At 32.4% G+C, this 18,938-nt stretch carries 17 protein-coding genes; 5 read left to right on the forward strand and 12 right to left on the reverse strand.

All coding sequences use genetic code 11. The features are described 5' to 3' along the window. Positions 1 to 14 precede the first annotated feature (14 nt). The 12 genes from GKG00_RS01640 to GKG00_RS01695 all read right to left on the reverse strand — a co-directional run bounded on the left by GKG00_RS01640 (position 15) and on the right by GKG00_RS01695 (position 13,219). Positions 15 to 686, reverse strand: coding sequence for a ZinT/AdcA family metal-binding protein (locus GKG00_RS01640; RefSeq protein WP_154253941.1), 672 nt, complete (start codon positions 684 to 686; stop codon positions 15 to 17). 339 nt (positions 687 to 1,025) lie between these two features. Further along, positions 1,026 to 1,928 carry a nucleoside hydrolase gene (locus GKG00_RS01645; protein WP_154253942.1) on the reverse strand — a complete coding sequence of 301 codons (903 nt, stop codon included), beginning with the start codon at positions 1,926 to 1,928 and terminating at the stop codon, positions 1,026 to 1,028. Further along, entirely contained in the window at positions 1,921 to 2,739 is an 819-nt protein-coding gene (locus GKG00_RS01650; RefSeq protein ID WP_154253943.1) for an ABC transporter ATP-binding protein, read from the reverse strand. Before GKG00_RS01650 ends, GKG00_RS01645 begins: the two co-directional genes overlap by 8 nt. Continuing rightward, entirely contained in the window at positions 2,739 to 3,575 is an 837-nt protein-coding gene (locus GKG00_RS01655) for an ABC transporter ATP-binding protein (protein WP_094207614.1), read from the reverse strand. Before GKG00_RS01655 ends, GKG00_RS01650 begins: the two co-directional genes overlap by 1 nt. Further along, positions 3,575 to 4,306, reverse strand: a complete 732-nt coding sequence (locus GKG00_RS01660; protein ID WP_154253944.1) for an energy-coupling factor transporter transmembrane component T — start codon at positions 4,304 to 4,306, stop codon at positions 3,575 to 3,577. The genes GKG00_RS01655 and GKG00_RS01660 overlap by 1 nt, the downstream gene beginning before the upstream one ends. Further along, positions 4,303 to 4,926: an ECF transporter S component gene (locus GKG00_RS01665; RefSeq protein WP_154253945.1), complete on the reverse strand. Its 624-nt coding sequence runs from the start codon at positions 4,924 to 4,926 to the stop codon at positions 4,303 to 4,305. The genes GKG00_RS01660 and GKG00_RS01665 overlap by 4 nt, the downstream gene beginning before the upstream one ends. Before the next feature lie 134 nt (positions 4,927 to 5,060). After that, positions 5,061 to 5,471 (reverse strand): GNAT family N-acetyltransferase, encoded by a 411-nt coding sequence (locus GKG00_RS01670; protein WP_154253946.1) that lies wholly within the window; start codon positions 5,469 to 5,471, stop codon positions 5,061 to 5,063. A gap of 85 nt (positions 5,472 to 5,556) precedes the next feature. Next, on the reverse strand, positions 5,557 to 9,594 hold the full coding sequence (locus GKG00_RS01675; RefSeq protein WP_154253947.1) for a cell wall-binding repeat-containing protein: 4,038 nt from the start codon (positions 9,592 to 9,594) through the stop codon (positions 5,557 to 5,559). 263 nt (positions 9,595 to 9,857) lie between these two features. After that, positions 9,858 to 10,154 carry a helix-turn-helix transcriptional regulator gene (locus GKG00_RS01680; protein WP_154253948.1) on the reverse strand — a complete coding sequence of 99 codons (297 nt, stop codon included), beginning with the start codon at positions 10,152 to 10,154 and terminating at the stop codon, positions 9,858 to 9,860. After that, positions 10,141 to 10,503 (reverse strand): type II toxin-antitoxin system RelE/ParE family toxin, encoded by a 363-nt coding sequence (locus GKG00_RS01685; protein WP_154253950.1) that lies wholly within the window; start codon positions 10,501 to 10,503, stop codon positions 10,141 to 10,143. Before GKG00_RS01685 ends, GKG00_RS01680 begins: the two co-directional genes overlap by 14 nt. Before the next feature lie 87 nt (positions 10,504 to 10,590). Further along, positions 10,591 to 12,684, reverse strand: coding sequence for a Tex family protein (locus tag GKG00_RS01690; protein ID WP_154253952.1), 2,094 nt, complete (start codon positions 12,682 to 12,684; stop codon positions 10,591 to 10,593). 127 nt (positions 12,685 to 12,811) lie between these two features. Next, positions 12,812 to 13,219, reverse strand: a complete 408-nt coding sequence (locus GKG00_RS01695) for a hypothetical protein (RefSeq protein ID WP_154253954.1) — start codon at positions 13,217 to 13,219, stop codon at positions 12,812 to 12,814. 214 nt (positions 13,220 to 13,433) lie between these two features. Here GKG00_RS01695 and udk point away from each other — a divergent pair, with 214 nt between their 5' ends. The 5 genes from udk to GKG00_RS01720 all read left to right on the forward strand — a co-directional run bounded on the left by udk (position 13,434) and on the right by GKG00_RS01720 (position 18,718). Continuing rightward, positions 13,434 to 14,042, forward strand: coding sequence for a uridine kinase (udk, locus tag GKG00_RS01700; protein ID WP_154253956.1), 609 nt, complete (start codon positions 13,434 to 13,436; stop codon positions 14,040 to 14,042). 225 nt (positions 14,043 to 14,267) lie between these two features. Then, positions 14,268 to 15,515, forward strand: coding sequence for a tyrosine--tRNA ligase (tyrS, locus tag GKG00_RS01705; RefSeq protein WP_102164150.1), 1,248 nt, complete (start codon positions 14,268 to 14,270; stop codon positions 15,513 to 15,515). Between the two features lie 101 nt (positions 15,516 to 15,616). After that, positions 15,617 to 17,140, forward strand: a complete 1,524-nt coding sequence (gene cls / locus GKG00_RS01710; RefSeq protein WP_094224275.1) for a cardiolipin synthase — start codon at positions 15,617 to 15,619, stop codon at positions 17,138 to 17,140. Beyond that, on the forward strand, positions 17,140 to 17,826 hold the full coding sequence (locus GKG00_RS01715) for a heparan-alpha-glucosaminide N-acetyltransferase (RefSeq protein WP_154253958.1): 687 nt from the start codon (positions 17,140 to 17,142) through the stop codon (positions 17,824 to 17,826). The genes cls and GKG00_RS01715 overlap by 1 nt, the downstream gene beginning before the upstream one ends. Further along, positions 17,819 to 18,718, forward strand: coding sequence for a diacylglycerol kinase family protein (locus GKG00_RS01720; protein ID WP_154253959.1), 900 nt, complete (start codon positions 17,819 to 17,821; stop codon positions 18,716 to 18,718). The genes GKG00_RS01715 and GKG00_RS01720 overlap by 8 nt, the downstream gene beginning before the upstream one ends. Positions 18,719 to 18,938: the final 220 nt, after the last annotated feature.

The raw sequence follows: 18,938 nt of genomic DNA on the forward strand, positions 1-18,938 counted from the left end.
TTCATATTCCAACCTTATTCTTCGATTTCTCCGATAATTTGTTTATCAGTTGTGTTTGGTTTTACGAAAGTTGGGAACCAGCCTTCCTTTGCAAATAATTCTTCCTTGTCATTACCATATCTCATGTGGAAATGTGTCAACTCTTCTTCGCCGTGAATTGGCATCATCAACAAAACTTTATATTTTGCATTAGAATCCACAGCTTCAAAAACATCCCATTCTAGCATGTGTGATCCATGTTTTACAGCCTTTTTTTCCACAAATTTGTACTCAGTTTCAGCTATTTTGTCTCCATTTTCTGAAGGAATTTTGCTTGTGAAAGTAATTTTATTTCCTTCGATTTTCAATCCATTGAATTCACATTTTCTTTTTTCAAGATAATCTGCTTTTGCTTTTTTCTCATCAATATTTTCTTTTTTCGCTAAAGTTTTGAAAGCGTCTTGAACTTCTGGCTTATCCAAATAACTTCCCATATTGTTCCATTCTCCGTCCCAATCAGACAAGCTTACTTCTTCCTTTTTGTCCTCAGTTTTTTCAGTAGCCTTGCCGTCTTCTTTTTTATCTTCTTGTTTTTGCTCAGTTTGCTTGGTATTTTCTTTCGGTGCATCTTTTTGTGCTCCACAACCATTCAACAACAAAGCCGCTGACATCACGCCAACCAAAGTCATCAATTTTAATTTATTCATATCAATACTCCTTATTTATATTTGTTAGCACGGAAATACAAATAGTTATTAATATCTCAAAACAAATTTGAATGCATTCTAATTTTATTAACTAATTAACTTACTACAATAAAATTTGGTTTTCTATTCTATCTTCCCTATTCAATTTTAAATATGTAATAAGTTTATTTGAGAATTAAAAACTTATTTAGTTGCAAATTACGTCTAATCTGCAAAATCAATTGTAAAAATCATCCTACTAACTTTATCCAAATAAATAATAACATTATTTTTTTATTCTGTCAATAATGATAATCATTTGAATTTAAAAAAACTCCGAGATATTTCTCGGAGTAAGTTTTATTCTGTTAGAGCTTGCATCAATATTTCTCTGAATTTATCGATGTCAATTTTAGTGATTACTTTGCAGTTGAATTCATCATTTTCTTCTTTTATTAAATCTCTGTAGCTCATTCCTCTTGTTTCATCGTTTTGCACATCAATTTTGATGTACATGTCTTCCGTTTCGAAAACTTCTGGATTATCCATTACGATTACTGAGCAAGGGTCGTGAATTCCTGCGTCGTTTGATGCGTAGTATTTCAAAATTCTGTGTGCAAATTTCGTTTTTTTCGTTTCAATTGTGTCCAAGAATTGGATTTGTTCATCAGTTATGCTGGCTTTTTGTGTTACGTTTAGTCCTGCCATTATAATTTTAACTCCGCTTTCAAATACGATTTTCGCTGCTTCTGGATCGACAAAGAAATTAAATTCGCTAAGACTTGTGACGTTACCTCTTGTGATGGAGCCACCCATGATGCTGATTTGTTCGATTTTTCCCTTGTCTTCTGGAAAAGTTCTTAACAGTAGTGCAATGTTTGTAAGTGGTCCCACTGCAATTATCGTGATTTTTTCAGTTGAGTTTTGGATAATTTCGTGCATCATTGTAACGGAATTTTCACTTGTAAGTTCATTCACATCTTCTGATTCAATCATATCTCTGAATCCTGCAATTCCATCATCTCCGTGAACCGTTGCAAAGAAAGGCTCTCTTACAAGTGGTACTTCTTGTCCTTTTCCCATAGGAACATTTATGTCCAAAAGTTTTGCCAAGCATTGCATGTTTCTTGTTGTGTGTTTGATTGATACGTTACCGTTTACTGAAGAAAGTGCCAACAGCTTTAAATTTTTCGAATTTTTAATTGCAAATAAAGCTGCTGCATCATCAACTCCCGGATCAAAATCCAATATACAATTAATCATTAGCACCTCCAAAATTTTTGATGTAATCTACAAAATCATCCACCGACAATAATTTTTCGTTCAAATTAATTGAGTTGCAAAGTCTTTTGACAACAGGTGGTTGGATGTATGCTTTTTGTAGGATTTCATCTTCATCGAAAACTTCTTTCTTATCAGCATCTTTAATGATTTCTTTGTTGGACATTACGACAACTCTGTTGAAGTTTTCAACGACAAATTCCATATCGTGTGTGATTGTTATAATCGTTTTGTTTTGTTCGTGCAAATGATCGATTACTCTTTTCAAGCAACCCATAGAATATGCGTCTTGTCCTGCTGTCGGTTCGTCAAATATGAAAATGTCGCAGTCATTTGCGATTGTAATTGCTATCGTTATGAATTTTCTCGTACTAAATGGCAAATCATAAGGATGGTCGTCCAAATATTCTGAAAGTTCACAGATTTCACAAGCTTGTCTGACACGTTTGTCCATTTCATCTTCGTCGACTTTTAATGCTCTCAACGAAAAAGCGACTTCATCGTAAACTGTGGAGTTGAAGATTTGATCGTTAGGATTTTGGAAGACGTAGCCTACTTTTCTGGATATTTGTGCTGTGGTCATGTCTTTTGTATTTTTCCCATCTAACAAAATCTCCCCAGAATTAGGTCTCAATAGTCCGTTCATCAGTTTTGCACAAGTCGATTTTCCGGCTCCATTTTGTCCCACGATTGCAACTTTTTCTGAAGAATTTACGACCAAATTCAAATCGTTAATCGCTTTGAATCCATTAGGATAAGTAAAGCTTACATTTTTAAATTCTAATTTGCTCATTAGTTTTCCTCCAATTCTTTCTTGCATTCATCTAAAGTTATAGGGATGTTTTTGAAAAATCCTGGCTTTTCTTCATTTAATTTGTATGCAAGTTTTGAAACTATAGGCATAGATACATTGTGCTGTTCGATTTTGTCGTTTGATAAAACTTCGTGAGTCTCACCGTTGAAGATGATTTCTCCATCGTCCATTACCACAACTCTATCCGCGTATTCTGCTATCAAATCAATCTTGTGTTCTACCAGTATTATTGTTTTATTTTGTGATTTCAAAAGTTTTAAAATATCGAAGATTTCTTCAGTTCCTAGTGGGTCAAGCTGACTTGTTGGCTCATCAAATATCAAAACTTTTGGATTCATTACGATGATTGAAGCTATCGCAACTCTTTGCGATTGACCACCAGACAATTCATTCGGATTTTTATCTTGCAAATCTTCTATTTTAAGTAATTTAATAACATCAGTTACTCTTTGTCTGATTTCTTCTCTTGGAACTCCGAGGTTTTCCAGTCCGTAGGCTATTTCTTCGAATACAGTTTTCTTGATTCCAGAGATTTGACTGAATGGATTTTGGAATACAAATCCAACTAATTCCGCCATTTCTCCTCGTTCGATATCGTTGATGTTTTTATTGTCGATAGAAATACTTCCTGTGATTGTTCCTTGAACGAAGTCTGGAATTATCCCTCTAATGATATTGCACAAAGTCGTCTTGCCGGAACCATTTTTTCCAATAATTCCCACAAACTCTCCTTGCTTAACGTACAAATCCAAGTTTTTTATAGTTTTTTCTTCTTGAAGTTCATATTTGAACGAAACATTTTTAAGTTCTATCATTATTTAAACCTCCACACCAATACCAACACAACCAATGCAATGAAAACGTAAAAAATTATTCTATCTGCAGTTGTTTTCTTGATTTCCTTGAGACATGTTTTTTCATTTTCAGATGCAAATCCACGTGCTTCAAGTGTAATTGTCTTTTCATCGATTTCTGAAAGTGAAGATATAATCAAAGGTCCAAGTGATGGGAAGAACGCCTTAGCTCTGTTTTTGATGGAGCCTGTTGTTTCAATTCCACGCGCTTCTTGTGCTTTTATGATTTTGGAACTTTTCTTAATCATTTCTGGAATCATAGTCATTGTCGCCATTATAACGTAACTTGTAACGTGACTTATATTTTTTTGTTGAAGAGCTATCATCAAATCTTCAATGTCCGTTGTTTCGAAGAATAACAAAAACAAAGTTATAAGCGTTAGAATGAATTTTGTTTGTTCCAAACCATTTAATATTCCGTTAAGTGTCACTCTCATAAATCCTAAATTCAAATACACGTATTCTGTTGATTTGTCCAAGAATAATTGGAACAAAAACATTATTAATAATACTAATAACAAAACTATCCACAATTTTTTCACGTATTGTTTGAATTTATTATCCAACAAAGCTAATATCAAGCTTAATGGAAGTACAAAAAGGTATGCGAATTGCCATGGCAAAACCAACGAAATAATAACTGTAACTATAACCATAAAAAGTTTTGTTGTTGGGAAAATTTTAGATATCATTTTGCACCTCTCACGTATTTGTTCTTCTTTTCTTTTATGTATTGAATTCCATTAGGATATCTCAACAAATTTCTGTTAGGGATGGATTTTATAAGGAAATAAACTGCAAACGAAGTCAAAAATTTATCCAAAGTTTCTGTAAGAACAGTTGAACCAATAACAGATTCCCATAATCCTTTTCCTGTTGCAACCAAAAACGTCGTGATTGCACTTGAACCACTCGCTCCAGTAACGCCACCGAAAACCAAAACAGTAATTGGCGCAGACGTAATCATCGCCACAAGCCAAATAATAATTCCTACTACAAATGCCTTTGCTGGAGTCTTGAACATTGCCTTCTTTCCACAAATCCCTGCAACCAAACCAATCGCACCACTTACAATCATATATGGTAGTTGTGTTGGATTAGTAACAGATGTCACGATGTTTGTGACAACACCTGTAAGAAAACCAATCCAAGGCCCACACAATACACCTGTGAACACAGTTCCTATAACATCCAAATAAACCGGTAATTTTAATGCTGCAGTCAAATTTGCACCAACAAAATTGATAGCTATACCAAGCGGAATTAGTAAAATTACCGACAAGTTATAGCTCATCTTAGATTTAGATTTCATAAATTCCTCCTATAAATTTTACGAAAAAACTTTCGCGTTGAATAAATTTTATCATAATACGACCAATTAATAAATCATTTTTCGTTAAAAATATGAACAAAAATTTCGTGTTGATAAAATATTTAATTTAAAACTTACAAAACTCTTAGCATACCCTTCTTGTTAGGAAATTGTTTGAAATGAAATTTTTCGTAAAATGCATCATAAGGAGCGTTCGCCAACAAAATAATATACGCATCTTCATCGTAATTTTCGTCCAAGTATTTGCTAACCTCATTCATTAAAACTCTTCCCAAACCATTTTTCTGATATTCTGAATCCACCATCACATCAGTAACCACAAGACTAATTGCCCCATCTCCAACAACCCTTGCCATCGCAATCAACTTATCCCCATCATAAATCGATGTAATGAAAAGAGAATTTTCTATTGCAGTTTCCGCATTTTCTTTCGATTTTTTATTTCCAATACCAGATTTTTCACGCAATTCGTTGTAATCATCTGGACTAACCGCTGTATTTTTTATAACGTATTTTGTATTCATAAATCACCTCACACATATTATCCATTATTTTTCTTAATTTTACAAAAAAAAGAGATATCAGCTACATGCCAATATCTCTAATGTTTTATTTTGAAATACTTTCTACTCCTCCAATTACTTGGATTTCTTTGATATTAGAATCGTTCAAATATTTTTGAACAGATGCTGGGATTTTATCTTTTTCAAATAAAATTATTGGAGTATTATTTATTTGAGTTATAGGTCCAGAAACCAATGCATCCACGTAATTATATCCATTTGCTATAAGGATTTTTTCTGCATTTGGATAAAGATATTTTGCAACTTCAGCAGATGTTTCAAATCTATCTTTTCCACTCAATCTAGTTATCTTTATTCCCATGGATTTAAGTTCTTCTTCAACTTTTTCTGAAATTGATAATTTTCCACCTACTATTACAATTTCATTGACATTCCATTCTTCAATTGCTTTCTTAGTGTATTCATTCAATTCATCGATTTGAGTTAACAATACTGGGATATTTTCCTTAGCGGAAATACTATTTCCACAAAGTGCATCGACAATGTTCACTCCACTCGCCAACACAATTTTGTGTTTATTGCCAGATTTTTCCACGACTTTTTTGCCAACTTCGACAGATGTTTTGTATCTATCTTTGCCGGAAACTCTGACTACATTGTATCCTTGTTGTTTTAAATTAGATTCTACTGTTTTTGATATAGTAGATTCTCCACCTACAATATAAATATTTTTTGCGTTTAATCTTTTAATTTCATTCAAAGTATTTGCATTTACTTCTGATTTACCACTTAAAAGTATTGGACTTTTTAAAGATGTCGCAAGTGGAGTTGATGTCAATGAATCTACCAATTCATTTGCTGATGTTAATACTATATTTTCAGAAGATGTAAAGTGTTTTTTAGAAATTTCAATAGCTGTTTGATATCTGTCTTCTCCTGAAATTCTAGAATTTGCAAATCGCTTGTACAAATCTTCGAATGTTTTCACTTCTTTTTTATCAGAAGTATTAGTATTATCTCCTGGTTTATTTGGTTTATCATCTGGAACACTTGGATTATCTTCTACTGGTTTTTTAGTATATTCAATTGCGATATCATTAATAGACAATGTTTTTGTTTTTATGTCTACTAAATCTTTATCTTGCTTGAATGGCAACAAGTTTAAGTTTCCATATTTGTCGATTTCATAAACTGCTACAACATTTTTATCATTAGGAACAACTCTTTGTATTGTGAAATCTCCTAATGCCATTTTTGTAACTTCACATCTATGAGGATTTATTAATTTAAATCTGAATAAATCAAAATCTTTTCCTGCAAGTTGTCTTATATTTGATTTCTCTGGATAAGTAGTTTTAAGCATCAAATCTCCAAAGTTCATTCCTTTGATAGTGGTACTCTTATCATCAGATTTCAATTCTGTATTGTTGTCATTTTCTTCTCCTTTTGGAACTAATGTCAAATAAGTTGCGTTAGTGCAAGAAGTTTGATTGAATACATATTTGCCGTCGCCCCATTTTAATGGATGGTTTGGTCCTCTTTCTGATTTATCAACAAGTGTGAATGGGAAATTAGCAATTGCAAATTCATCTTTTGAATCTTCAACTCTTACCGAATATTGCACTCCTTCGTACAAATCGATTGGTGTAATAGGCACTCCCCATTCATCTTCTTCCAAAGTAGTTGCCGTTACAGTGTCGTATTCACTTGTGAATATCAATTTAACATTTCTATAATCTTTTGGATTGTTCTTATCTTGTATTATTCTTACATAATCGATAGTGTATTTGTCTTTGATAACTTCATCTTTTTCTAAAGGTCTTATTGTAAGATGATCGATTTTTGGATCAACTGGTTTTGCGTATGGGTTTTTAGTTTTATGTCTAATTGGTAAGTTACCTTCACCATTTGCTTTGAAGTAAAATTCATTAACTTCTTTGTCAAATGGAGTGTCTGCTAATATGAATTGCTTGTTATTAGAACCTGTTGATAGCATATAGTCATCATTTTCATATACATATAATGATGCCAATTCCCCTTCGTAAGCCATAAATGTTCCAACTTTTTCAGATCTAGTTAAATTGTATAATGTGAAATACAAATATTCTCTATCTGATAAAGGTCTAGTCTTTCCATCTTCATTAACCATAATTGGAATTGGAGCCATTTTGACTTTTTTGTCAGATAATTTGCAAACATCATCCACAGATTCTTTTGAATAATCTAACTTAGTCAACAAAATTTCTTCTACAACTTTATTATCATCTGTTACTGCTACAATTTTACCATTTACTTTTTTTGCATTTACTTTTAATGTATCTAACTTATATTCGTCGTTTTTCTTCAAACGAATTTGGTATTTTTCGCCATCTCTTAAAGTGAACTTAACCTTAGCAGAATTTGCTTTTATGCTTGAAACTTTTTTAGTGTTCAAGTTTTCCAATTCAAATTCCAATTCTTTATCAACTGGCAATCTGTTGCAAGAACCACATAATACATCTAATTCAAATTCTTGTTCCAATTTTTCTTCTGCTTTTTTGACATATTCAATTACAGTATCGTAAATTGATAATGTTTTTGTTTTAATATTTGCTACATTATCTTTTACAGTAAAATCTAATTTTGTAAGGCTACCGTCTTTTTCAACTTGATATACAGTCTTTACTGATTTATCTTTTGGGATATTTCTATGAATTGTAAAATCTCCATCAGCCATTTTGGAAACTTCACATCTTTTTGGATTGATTAATTTAAATCTGAATAAATCAAAATCTTTTCCTGCCATTGATTTGATTTGTGATTTATCTGGATGAATTGTTCTTAACAATAAATCTTTAAAATTCATTCCAGAAACAGATGTGTTTCCATTGATACATTTGATAACTGTATTGTGTTTGTTTTCTTCGCCTTTTTTAACAACAGTTATGAAGTTTGCATTTCCACAATATGAATGATCGAATCCATACTTGCCATCTTCCCATCCCAATGGATGATTAGGTCCTCTTTCTGATTTGTCTACTATAGTGAACGGAAAATTTTCTATTGCGTATTGTCCCTTAGGGTCCTCAATTTTTACGGAATATTGTACTCCTTCGTGCAAACTAAAAGGACTCAATAAAGTTCCGTATTGATCTTGCAAAATAGGAACTGCTGTTACTGTATCATATTCACTTGTGAATACAACTTTTAAATCTTTAAAGTCTTGCTTATCATTTTCAATTGGAGCTATACAAACATAATCCAAAGTAACCCTGTCAGTGATTTTTTCATTTTCTTTTAAATGACGAACAGTCAATGAATCTATTTCTGTTTTTGCTGGTTGTAAGTATGGGTTTTTAGCTTTATGTCTAATTGGCAATTTACCTTCGCCGTTTTGTCTGAAATAGAATTCGCTAACAATTCTTTCAAATGGTTTATCTGCCAATATAAATTTCTTATTCTTAGTGCTTGTGAATAAAATATAATCGTCTTTTTCGTAAACACTCAAAGCAGGGATTTGTCCATTAACAGTTTTTATTTCTCCTACCCTTTCAGCTTTTGAAGTATTATACAAATCAAATATAACTTCTTCATCTGATTTCAAAGCTCTTTTGTTTCCATTTTCTTCCACCATCATTGGAATAGGTGCCATAGTTACTTTTTTGTCCGAAAATTCACAAACATCGTCGACACATTCCTTAGAAAGATCAATTTTGGATACTAGGATATCTTCCAAGATATAATTATCTTCTTTTGCTAAAACAAGATCTCCCTCATATTCCATTACTTCTACATTAAATGGATCCATTTGGTAATCTTTGTTCTTCTTCAAAGTGATTTTGTATTTTTGACCAACTTTAATATTTTCAATACTAAATTTGGCAATTCCTTGTGCTGATGTAAACTCCATCACTTCTTTTGTTTCTAAATTTTCTAATTCAAATTCCAATTGATTTGCAACAGGTTGCAAATTGCACACTTGGCACAATACTTTGACAGAAAATTCCTTTGTTTTGACATCTGATTCTGGTAATGTGGCTTCATTATTTACATTACCATCAACTTTTTCATCTGCTGCTTTTGCTACTGGAGCATATCCAAAAACAAGTGCAAAAGCTAACAGAAAAGCTACAACTCTTTTCAAAGCTTCCTCCTAATGATTTTATTTTTGGTAGTTAATTTTATACCTATATCATTATAACTTAATAACACATTTAAAACAATTAATTTAATAATAATTTATCATCTTATTTAAAAACAAAATTATATACTTTATCACAGCATATTTATTTGCAAATAACGTAGAAAACTCCTAATTAATCGTTAAATTAATTAGGAGTTTGTATTGAAAATATATATAATTTCATTGACAAGGAAACCAATCCTCTTCAATATATTCTGTATTGCTTATTTTGAAATTTGTGTATTCTTTTTTACAAATTCAATTTTCAAATCCATTCCCAAGCCATCAGCTAGCCTTTTCAAAAGATTTATACTTGGGTTCCTGGTTCCATTTTCTAATTTGCTAATGTCTGATTGATCAATGCCAGTTTTTTCTGATAATTGCTTTTGTGTTAAGTTTTGAGATGTTCTTGCAGAAACTATAGCTCTTATAATATCCATATCTGGTTGAATGTTCTTATATTCATTTGCAAATTCTTTATTTTCTAATTGTTCTTTTAAATAATTATCAAAAGTCTTCATTTTTTGTCCTTTCCATAAAATCATCTCTGTATTTTTTTGCTTTTTGGATTTCAGACTTTGGCGTTTTTTGAGTTTTCTTTACAAAACCATTAGTTAATATAACTTTTTTATCAAAATAAAAAAAATACAATACTCTTGTAATATCTCTGCCTTGCTTTGCCCTGAGTTCAAATATACCATCTTCTAAGTGTTTGCTGTAAGGTTGTCTTAAATCATTACCAAATTCTTGCAATATTTGAATCAATCCAACTACTTTTGCTTTCATTTTAATAGGTAAATTATCCAAAAACTTTTCTACTGGTATTTCTCCATTTTCTTTTTCATATAATATTACTTCAAAATCATTCATGTTTTCCTCTGATTATATTTTATGTTATATATCCCATATTGTCAATTGAATTTTCTTATAAAAATAAGCGCTATAATAGCGCCCATTTTATAATTTCATCGACAAGGAAACCAATCCTCTTTCTTTATCTATTCCAATTATTTTTACTTTTACGGTGTCACTTACTTCGCACACTTCTCTTGGGTTTTTGATGTAAGAATTGCTCATCTTAGAAATATGGCAAAGTCCGTCTTCTTTTATTCCGATGTCTATGAATGCTCCGAAGTCCACGACATTTCTAACCGTTCCTGTGACTATCATTCCTTCTTCCAAATCATCGATTGACAATACATCTTGTCTTAGAACTGGTTTTGGCATTTCGTCACGTGGATCTCTGCCCGGTTTTTTGAGTTCTTCGATTATATCACGCAAAGTAGGTTCTCCTACTTCTAGTTCTTCGGATAGTTTTTTCACATCTATATCGTTCAAATCGTATTTCATGATTTGTTTTGCGATTTCATAGCTTTCTGGGTGAACTTCTGTGTTATCTAATATTTCTTCGCTTTCAGGAATTCTCAAAAATCCTGCACATTGTACGAATGCTTTTGGTCCAATTCCTTTTACTTTCAAGATTTCTTGACGATTAGTGAATGGTCCGTTTTCTATTTTGTAATCCACGATGTTTTTCGCAGTTGTTTTCGTAATTCCAGATACGTAATTCAAAAGCGCAGAGCTTGCTGTGTTGATGTTGACACCAACAGTGTTAACACAATCTTCCACTACTTCTTCAAGTGATGATTTCAATTTCTTTTGGTTGACATCGTGTTGATATTGTCCAACTCCGATTGATTGTGGAGAGATTTTGACCAATTCTGCAAGTGGGTCTTGAATACGACGTGCAATCGAAATAGCACCTCTTATTGTTACATCTAAATCAGGGAATTCTTCGATTGCAAGTTTTGATGCAGAGTAAATACTTGCTCCCGCTTCGTTTACGATTGCATAAAAGATTTCATCGTCGATTTGCGCTAACAAATCAGATACGTACTTTTCTGTTTCACGAGAAGCTGTTCCGTTACCGATTGCGATTAGCTTTACGTTGTATTTGTCGATAAATTCCTTCAAAGTTTCATCTGCCCTTTGGATTTGTTTTCTAGCATCAGTTACATAAATTACAGCACTGTCCAAGAAATCTCCGTATTCAGAAATTACAGCAACTTTGCAACCAGTTCTAAATCCCGGGTCAAGTCCAATAATTGCAGTTTCTTTGATAGGAGGCTGCATCAAATATGGTTTCAAATTGCTTTTGAATACGCCGATTGATTCATCGTCTGCCATTTCTTTCATGCTTTGACGCACTTCTGTTTCGATTGATGGAACGATCAATCTCTTGTAACTGTCTTTGACAGCTTTTTCAATCAAATCATAAGTTTCAAAATCATTATTTCTTGCGATTTTTCTCATAATTTTGAAAATATTGTAATCGTCATTTAAAATGAACGAAACTTTCAAAAACCCTTCTTTTTCTCCTCTAAATACCGCAAGAACTCTGTGTGCTTTGACATCTTTTACTTTTTCTGAATAATCGTAGTACATCTTGTATGTGCCGGATTCGTCTTCGTTTTTCTCTTCGGTTTTCATAACCCCATCAGTTATGAATGAATTACGAACGATATCTCTGAATACTTTTTGTTCAGATACGAATTCTGCTATGATGTCCAAACTTTTACTAATAGCATCATCAACTGTTTTGATTTCTTCTCCGTTGACAAATTCTGAGGCTTTTTTCTCAATCTCAGATAAAGAGTGAGTTTTCTCCATTATCATATCTGCTACTGGTTGTAGTCCCAATTCTACAGCGATTGAACCGCGAGTTCTCTTCTTAGGCTTAAATGGAAGATAAATATCTTCTAATTCTGTCAAAATAGTCGCATCATCGATTTGTTTTTTCAAATCTTCAGTGAGTTTTCCTTGCTCATCGATAAGACGTGTGATGTCATCTTTTCTTTCTTGCAAGTTTCTCAAATATGTAAGCCTATCGTTTAATTGTCTCAACGTTTCGTCAGTCAAATTTCCAGTGATTTCTTTTCTGTATCTGGCGATAAATGGAATTGTATTTCCCTCATCTAATAATTCAACTGTCTTAACAACGTTATCATATTTTATGTCTAATTCTTCTGATAATTTTTGTAGTATATTCATTCTCTTCCTTCTCTTTTAATAAACTATAATCTATATTTTAACATTATTTTATTTATTTTTCCACATTAAAGCAATTTGCACCAAAATTTCAAAAACCATCAAGCAAAACACTTGATGGTTTAATTGATTACGATTTAAATAATTTGGCGTTTTTTTCTTTTTCTAATTGTTCCAAGAAAATCTCCTTTTGAATCAAGTGAGTTTTTCTGATGGATCCAGCTATGTCTGCTACTAACATAAAGATTGTCGCCGCCGACACGTAATAAAAATCGATAAATGAGTATTCGATAAATCCTCTTGATGGAGGTGTCATTTGTCCGATGAAAAGCATCATAAATATCGCTACGAAAACAATCGTAAAATTGAATTTGAAAATAAATCCATGAAAATATCCAAGAACTACTGCGATAGCCAAGAATATCATCAAGCAATGGTCAATCAAAAATCCATGCGCATGAGACAATGTGTATCTGATGATTATCATGAACAATATGTAAATCAACGAGTAAATAATAAGTTTTGTGTTTTTTGACATTTCAAATCTCCTTTTGTTAAAACATTTTCCGTAATTGTGATTTGCTTGAATTTTTTGTAAAGTTTGTAATAAAATTTACAAAATAAAACATTTCAATATTATTTTAGCACAATTTACAATTTTAATCTACAAATTATTAAAAGGTTATCCTAATTTACAACCTTGAAAAATTGTAAAATTTATATTAAAATTAACTAATAACTAGGAGGCTATTATGAAACCGTATATTGTGGGAGTCGCAGGTGGAAGTGCTTCAGGCAAGACTGAAATCGTGAAGACTTTGAAAAAACATTTTGAAGATAAAATAGAAATTATTGAACACGATAATTATTACTTTGCTCATGACAATTTGACTATGGATGAACGTGCTAGTTTGAATTACGATCATCCCCAAGCTTTTGAAACGGATTTGTTGATTGAGCATGTTAAAAAAATTATAAATAATGAAGAAATCGACATTCCAACTTACGATTTTACAATTCACACTAGAAGCTCTGATACTTTGAAGAAAAGTCCAAAGCCAATTGTGATTGTAGAAGGAATTTTGGTTTTGGAGAATGAAGAACTTCGCAATTTAATGGATATGAAAGTCTTCGTAGACTGCGACGGAGATGTCAGACTCAAAAGAAGAATTACAAGAGACGTCGTGGAACGTGACAGAACTATTGAATCGATTTTGACTCAATATATGGAAACTGTAAAGCCAATGCACGAACTTTTCGTGGAACCTAGTAAGAAATTTGCCGATTTGATTGTGCCAAAGGGTGGCAAGAACAAGGTTGCTATCGATGTACTTATCAATCATTTGGCTACGAAATTATAAAAAAACCATTTTGCTATTGACTAGAATTAGTTTCTAGTATAAAATTTTAATAACTCAATAGAAAATTATGATTGTGACCAGTACCGATTATTCGGGAATTACAACACATGAGTTTTCAAGGTAGTTTCATACTTTGCATGAAACATAAGCTTTTGATTAGAAAGGTGGTACCGCGTAGATTCGCCCTTTCGTGTCAAGAGTTTTTTTATTTTATAGGAGGAGTTTATGATTAATTACGAATTTGAACATGAAAATGTGTATGACGAATTGGTAGCGCGTGGATATTTTGAACAAGCTACATACGAAGATGAATTGAGAGATTTACTCGGAAAAGAAAGAGTTCCATTTTACATTGGATTTGATGCGACTGCAGATAGTTTGACTATTGGCCATTTTATTCAATTGATGGTTATGATGAGAATGCAAGCTCACGGTCACATCCCTATTTGCCTTTTAGGCGGCGGAACTACAATGATTGGGGATCCTTCTGGTCGTAACGATATGAGAAGTATTATGACTAAGGAAGTTATCGACGAAAATGCTAGAAGATTTTATTCTCAAATGACAAGATTCATCGATTTTGGTGAAGACAAGGCTTACATTGAAAACAACAAGAATTGGTTGTTGAATTTGAATTTCTTGGATTTCATGAGAGAAATTGGCGTTCATTTTTCTGTAAATCAAATGTTGACTTTGGAAAGTTACAAAAACAGAATGAAAAAAGGTCTAACATTTTTTGAATTTAGTTATATGTTGATGCAATCATACGATTATTTGGTATTGTACAGAAAATACGGTTGTAAATTACAAATGGGTGGTTCTGATCAATGGTCTAATATTTTGGGCGGTTACGATTTGGTTAGAAAATTAGAAAACGACAAAGTTTACGCTATGACTTTCAAACTTTTAACTACTGCTGACGGTGTGAAAATGGGTAAATCACAAAAAGGTGCTGTGTGGTTAGACGAAAACAAGACAACTCCTTACGATTTATTCCAATACATGAGAAATGTTGACGACAGGGATGTCGAAAAATTCTTGTTGATGTTGACATTTTTGCCAACTGAAGAATGTAAGAGACTTGGAAGTTTGGAAGGTAGTGACATTAACAAGGCTAAGGAAGTTTTGGCATTCGAAGTGTGCAAATTAGTTCACGGAGAAGAAAAAGCAGAAGAAGCCCGTCGAACAGCAAACGCATTGTTCAATTCAAATGCTGTTGACGAAAATATGCCAACAACTGAAATGAAAGCTTTGGATTTTGAAAATGGAATTGGTTTGTTGAATTTGTTGACAATGACAGGACTTACTCAATCAAACAGTGAAGCGCGTAGACTTGTAACTCAAAACGGAATTTCTGTTAATGACAAGAAGGAAGCTGATCCAAAAAGAATTGTAACAATTCACGATTTCAACGACGATGAACTTATCATAAAAAAAGGTAAAAAAGTATATCACAGAGTAAAATTGGTATAATATTTTAAAAATAAACCCTGGCGATTTTGAATTGATTTTCAAAGTTTGCCGGGGTTTTGTGTTATAATTAAATAAATTTAAAAATATTTGTGGAGGTGCAAATGAAAAAATTATTCAAGTTTTTAACTAGTAGAATAATGCTTTTGGCAATTGTATTTATCATTCAAATTTCACTATTAGTTTATTTGATTTTAAGTTTTCAAAGAAATTTTGTGTATGTCTACACATTAAACATTATAATATCCTTCGCTTTTACTATAATGGTGGTCAACACCGATGTAAACCCGAGTTTCAAACTAGGATGGCTAATTCCTATATGGATATTCCCGTTGTTCGGAGCGGTGTTCTATTTGTTTTTCAGAAGAAACAGATTCGTTCGTGCACAACAAAGACGAATGGATACGATAAGTTCTTCGTTTAACAACCATATTTTGTCGAATGGTAATGTAATTGACGAACTTGAAGGAGACTCCAAGTCCATTGCAACTTACATAAACACGACAGCTCACGCTCCTGTATTTTCTAAAACAAGTTCGAAATATTTAAAAAACGGTGAGGTTTTCTTTGAATATTTGATGGAAGATTTGAAAAACGCAAAGGATTATATTTTCTTGGAGTTTTTCATTATCGAAGAAGGTTACATGTTCAATAATATTTTGGACGTTTTGGAACAAAAAGTAAAAGAAGGAGTCGACGTCAGGATTTTGTACGACGATTTTGGATGCATCACTAAACTTTCACGTAGATATTACAAAAAACTAGAAGAAAAAGGCATCAAGGTTCAAGTTTTCAATAAAATCAAAGTTCTACCTATGCCCCGTCACAACAATAGAGACCATAGAAAAATCGTCGTTATCGACGGAAAAATAGCATACACTGGCGGTTTTAATTTGGCGGATGAATACATGAATAAAATCCAAAGATTTGGATATTGGAAAGACACGGGAATCAGAGTTACTGGTGATAGCGTGTGGTCATTTACAATAATGTTCTTGTCAATTTGGGAATTGTACGACGATAACGAGCTTGACTACAAATATTATTTCGAAAAAACTGTGCCTGATGTTTCTGAAAACGAAGGCTATTGCCAACCTTATACGGATTCTCCATTAGACGATGTTCCTGTTGGAAAGGGTGCGTACATGCAATTGGTGTCTCGTTCCAGAAAATATTTCTACATTACAACTCCGTATTTGATTCCATCAGATGACATGATCGATTCCCTAAGAGATGCGGCTTTAAGTGGTGTCGATGTTAGAATCATAACTCCAGGAATTCCAGACAAAAAATTGGTGTATATGGTTACAAGAACATACTACAAAACTCTTTTAGAAGCAGGTGTTAGGATTTTCGAATATACTCCAGGATTTTTGCACGCAAAAAGTTGTGTCTCAGATGACAATCACTGTGTAATCGGCTCAATTAATTTGGATTTTAGATCCTTGTATCTGCATTTTGAAAACGGAGCGATGTACTACGATTCACACATAGTCGATGACTTAAAGGAAGATTTCTTGGAAATGCAATCACAATCACAAGAAATATTTTCACGTCAATTGGAAAACCAAAGCTTATTTAGAAAAATACTATCCGTAATTCTGAAAGTATTTTCGCCAATGATATAATGGAAAGAAATAATTTGATCGATACGTTAAGGGGATTTGCAATTGTCAACATGGTAATCTACCATTTATTATTTGATTTGGTTTACATGGAAAATTTCAAAATAGAATGGTTTGAAAATACTCCGGGAATGATTTGGGAGAGATTCATCTGCATAAGCTTTATTTTGATATCGGGCTATTGCTTCAATTTATCTCACAATCACAAAAAACACACCATCACGCTTTTTATCGTGGCTATGATTTTGAGTGTAGTGACATATTTCTTCGCAAATGAATTTTTCATAGTTTTCGGAATAATTCATCTGTTGTGCTTAGCATCATTCTTCACGATTTTTGTCTACAAATTAACCCTTAACAAAAAAATATTATGTGCCCTATCTTTTGTAATGTTCATTCTAACTTACAAAATAAGCGCTCATCCAATGGATATAAGTACCAATTTATTTAGTTTCGTGGGATTCTACAACGATAAGTTCTACAGTGGCGACTATTTTCCATTACTACCTTGGTATTTTATGTATTTGGTTGGATATTGCGCAGGAGACTTTTTAGATATAAAATTAAATGTAAGAGAGAATGTATTATCTAAAATGGGCAAAAAAAGTTTGATGATTTATTTAATTCACCAACCTATAATAATGATAATTGTACAAATCGTAAAATTTTTAGGAGGATTTAATGAATAAATTCAAAAAATCTATCGTTATGTATCACGATAATTCAGGACAACAAGATATATTTGAAGTATTAGGCAAATGTAGTTCTAATATATTAAAATTATCAAATGAAACAGTGTTTTTCCAAAGCGAAGAACAAGGTGATTTCTACAAAAAATGTAAAGAATTAAAAGATTTTGATTTGGTAATCGTAGTTGGAGGCGACGGAACAATAAACGAAGTCATCAACGGCTTATATGATTACGATATGAACCCTGTTATAGGAATTATTCCAGGAGGATCATTCAACGATTTTTCAAAAACTGTCAACATCGGAGCAAATCCAGTAGAAGCAAGTGAGAATTTGTTAGATGCAGAAGTCAAAGAATACGACTGTATATTAAATGACGACAAAATCGCTCTGAATTTCTGGACAGTAGGAATGGCATCCGAAAACGCACAAAAAATGCAAGACGCTGACAAATCAACATTCGGTGTGTTGACATATATTCCAAAAATTTTTGAAACATTAACACAAGACAATTCATTTGATTATGAAATGGAACTCGACGGCGAAACGATAAAAGGAAATGCCGTTATGGTATTTGTCGCTAATGGATTATACTCAGGAGGTGTTGAAGTTCCAATCTCCGACATCAGCCCAAGCGATGGAGTGTTGAATGTGTTTGTTGTTGAGCAATCAAACATCGGAGCATTCAAAGCAATGTTCGGACAATCAAACAGCTTTGATTTTAACGAACAAAACGAAGGCGTTCAAACATTCAAAGCAAAAGAAATAAAATTCATCTCACCTGAAGGATTAGTCGCAGATACAGATGGCGAATTGTACCAAAAAACACCATCAAACATCAAAGTCGTAGAAAAAAGATTCAAATTCTTATCAAAACCAATAGAACAATAAAGATATAGAAGAAAAGCTAACTCTAACGAGTTAGCTTTTTTTAGGTTAAAATTTTAATATAAAAAAGAGACCATCTGAGTGGTCTCCAGTTTAATCTAAGGTTAAAACAATATTAAGGGAGGAGATTGTTTCTTGAGATTAAACTTACTTTGTTTATACTTATATAATAGACTATGAATGTGTACTAATTATGTTCAAATTAGTAGAGATTATGTTTTTT

It is taken from the genome of Finegoldia sp. BIOML-A1 (assembly GCF_009678325.1).
GTDB classification, from domain to species: Bacteria; Bacillota; Clostridia; order Tissierellales; family Peptoniphilaceae; genus Finegoldia; species Finegoldia magna.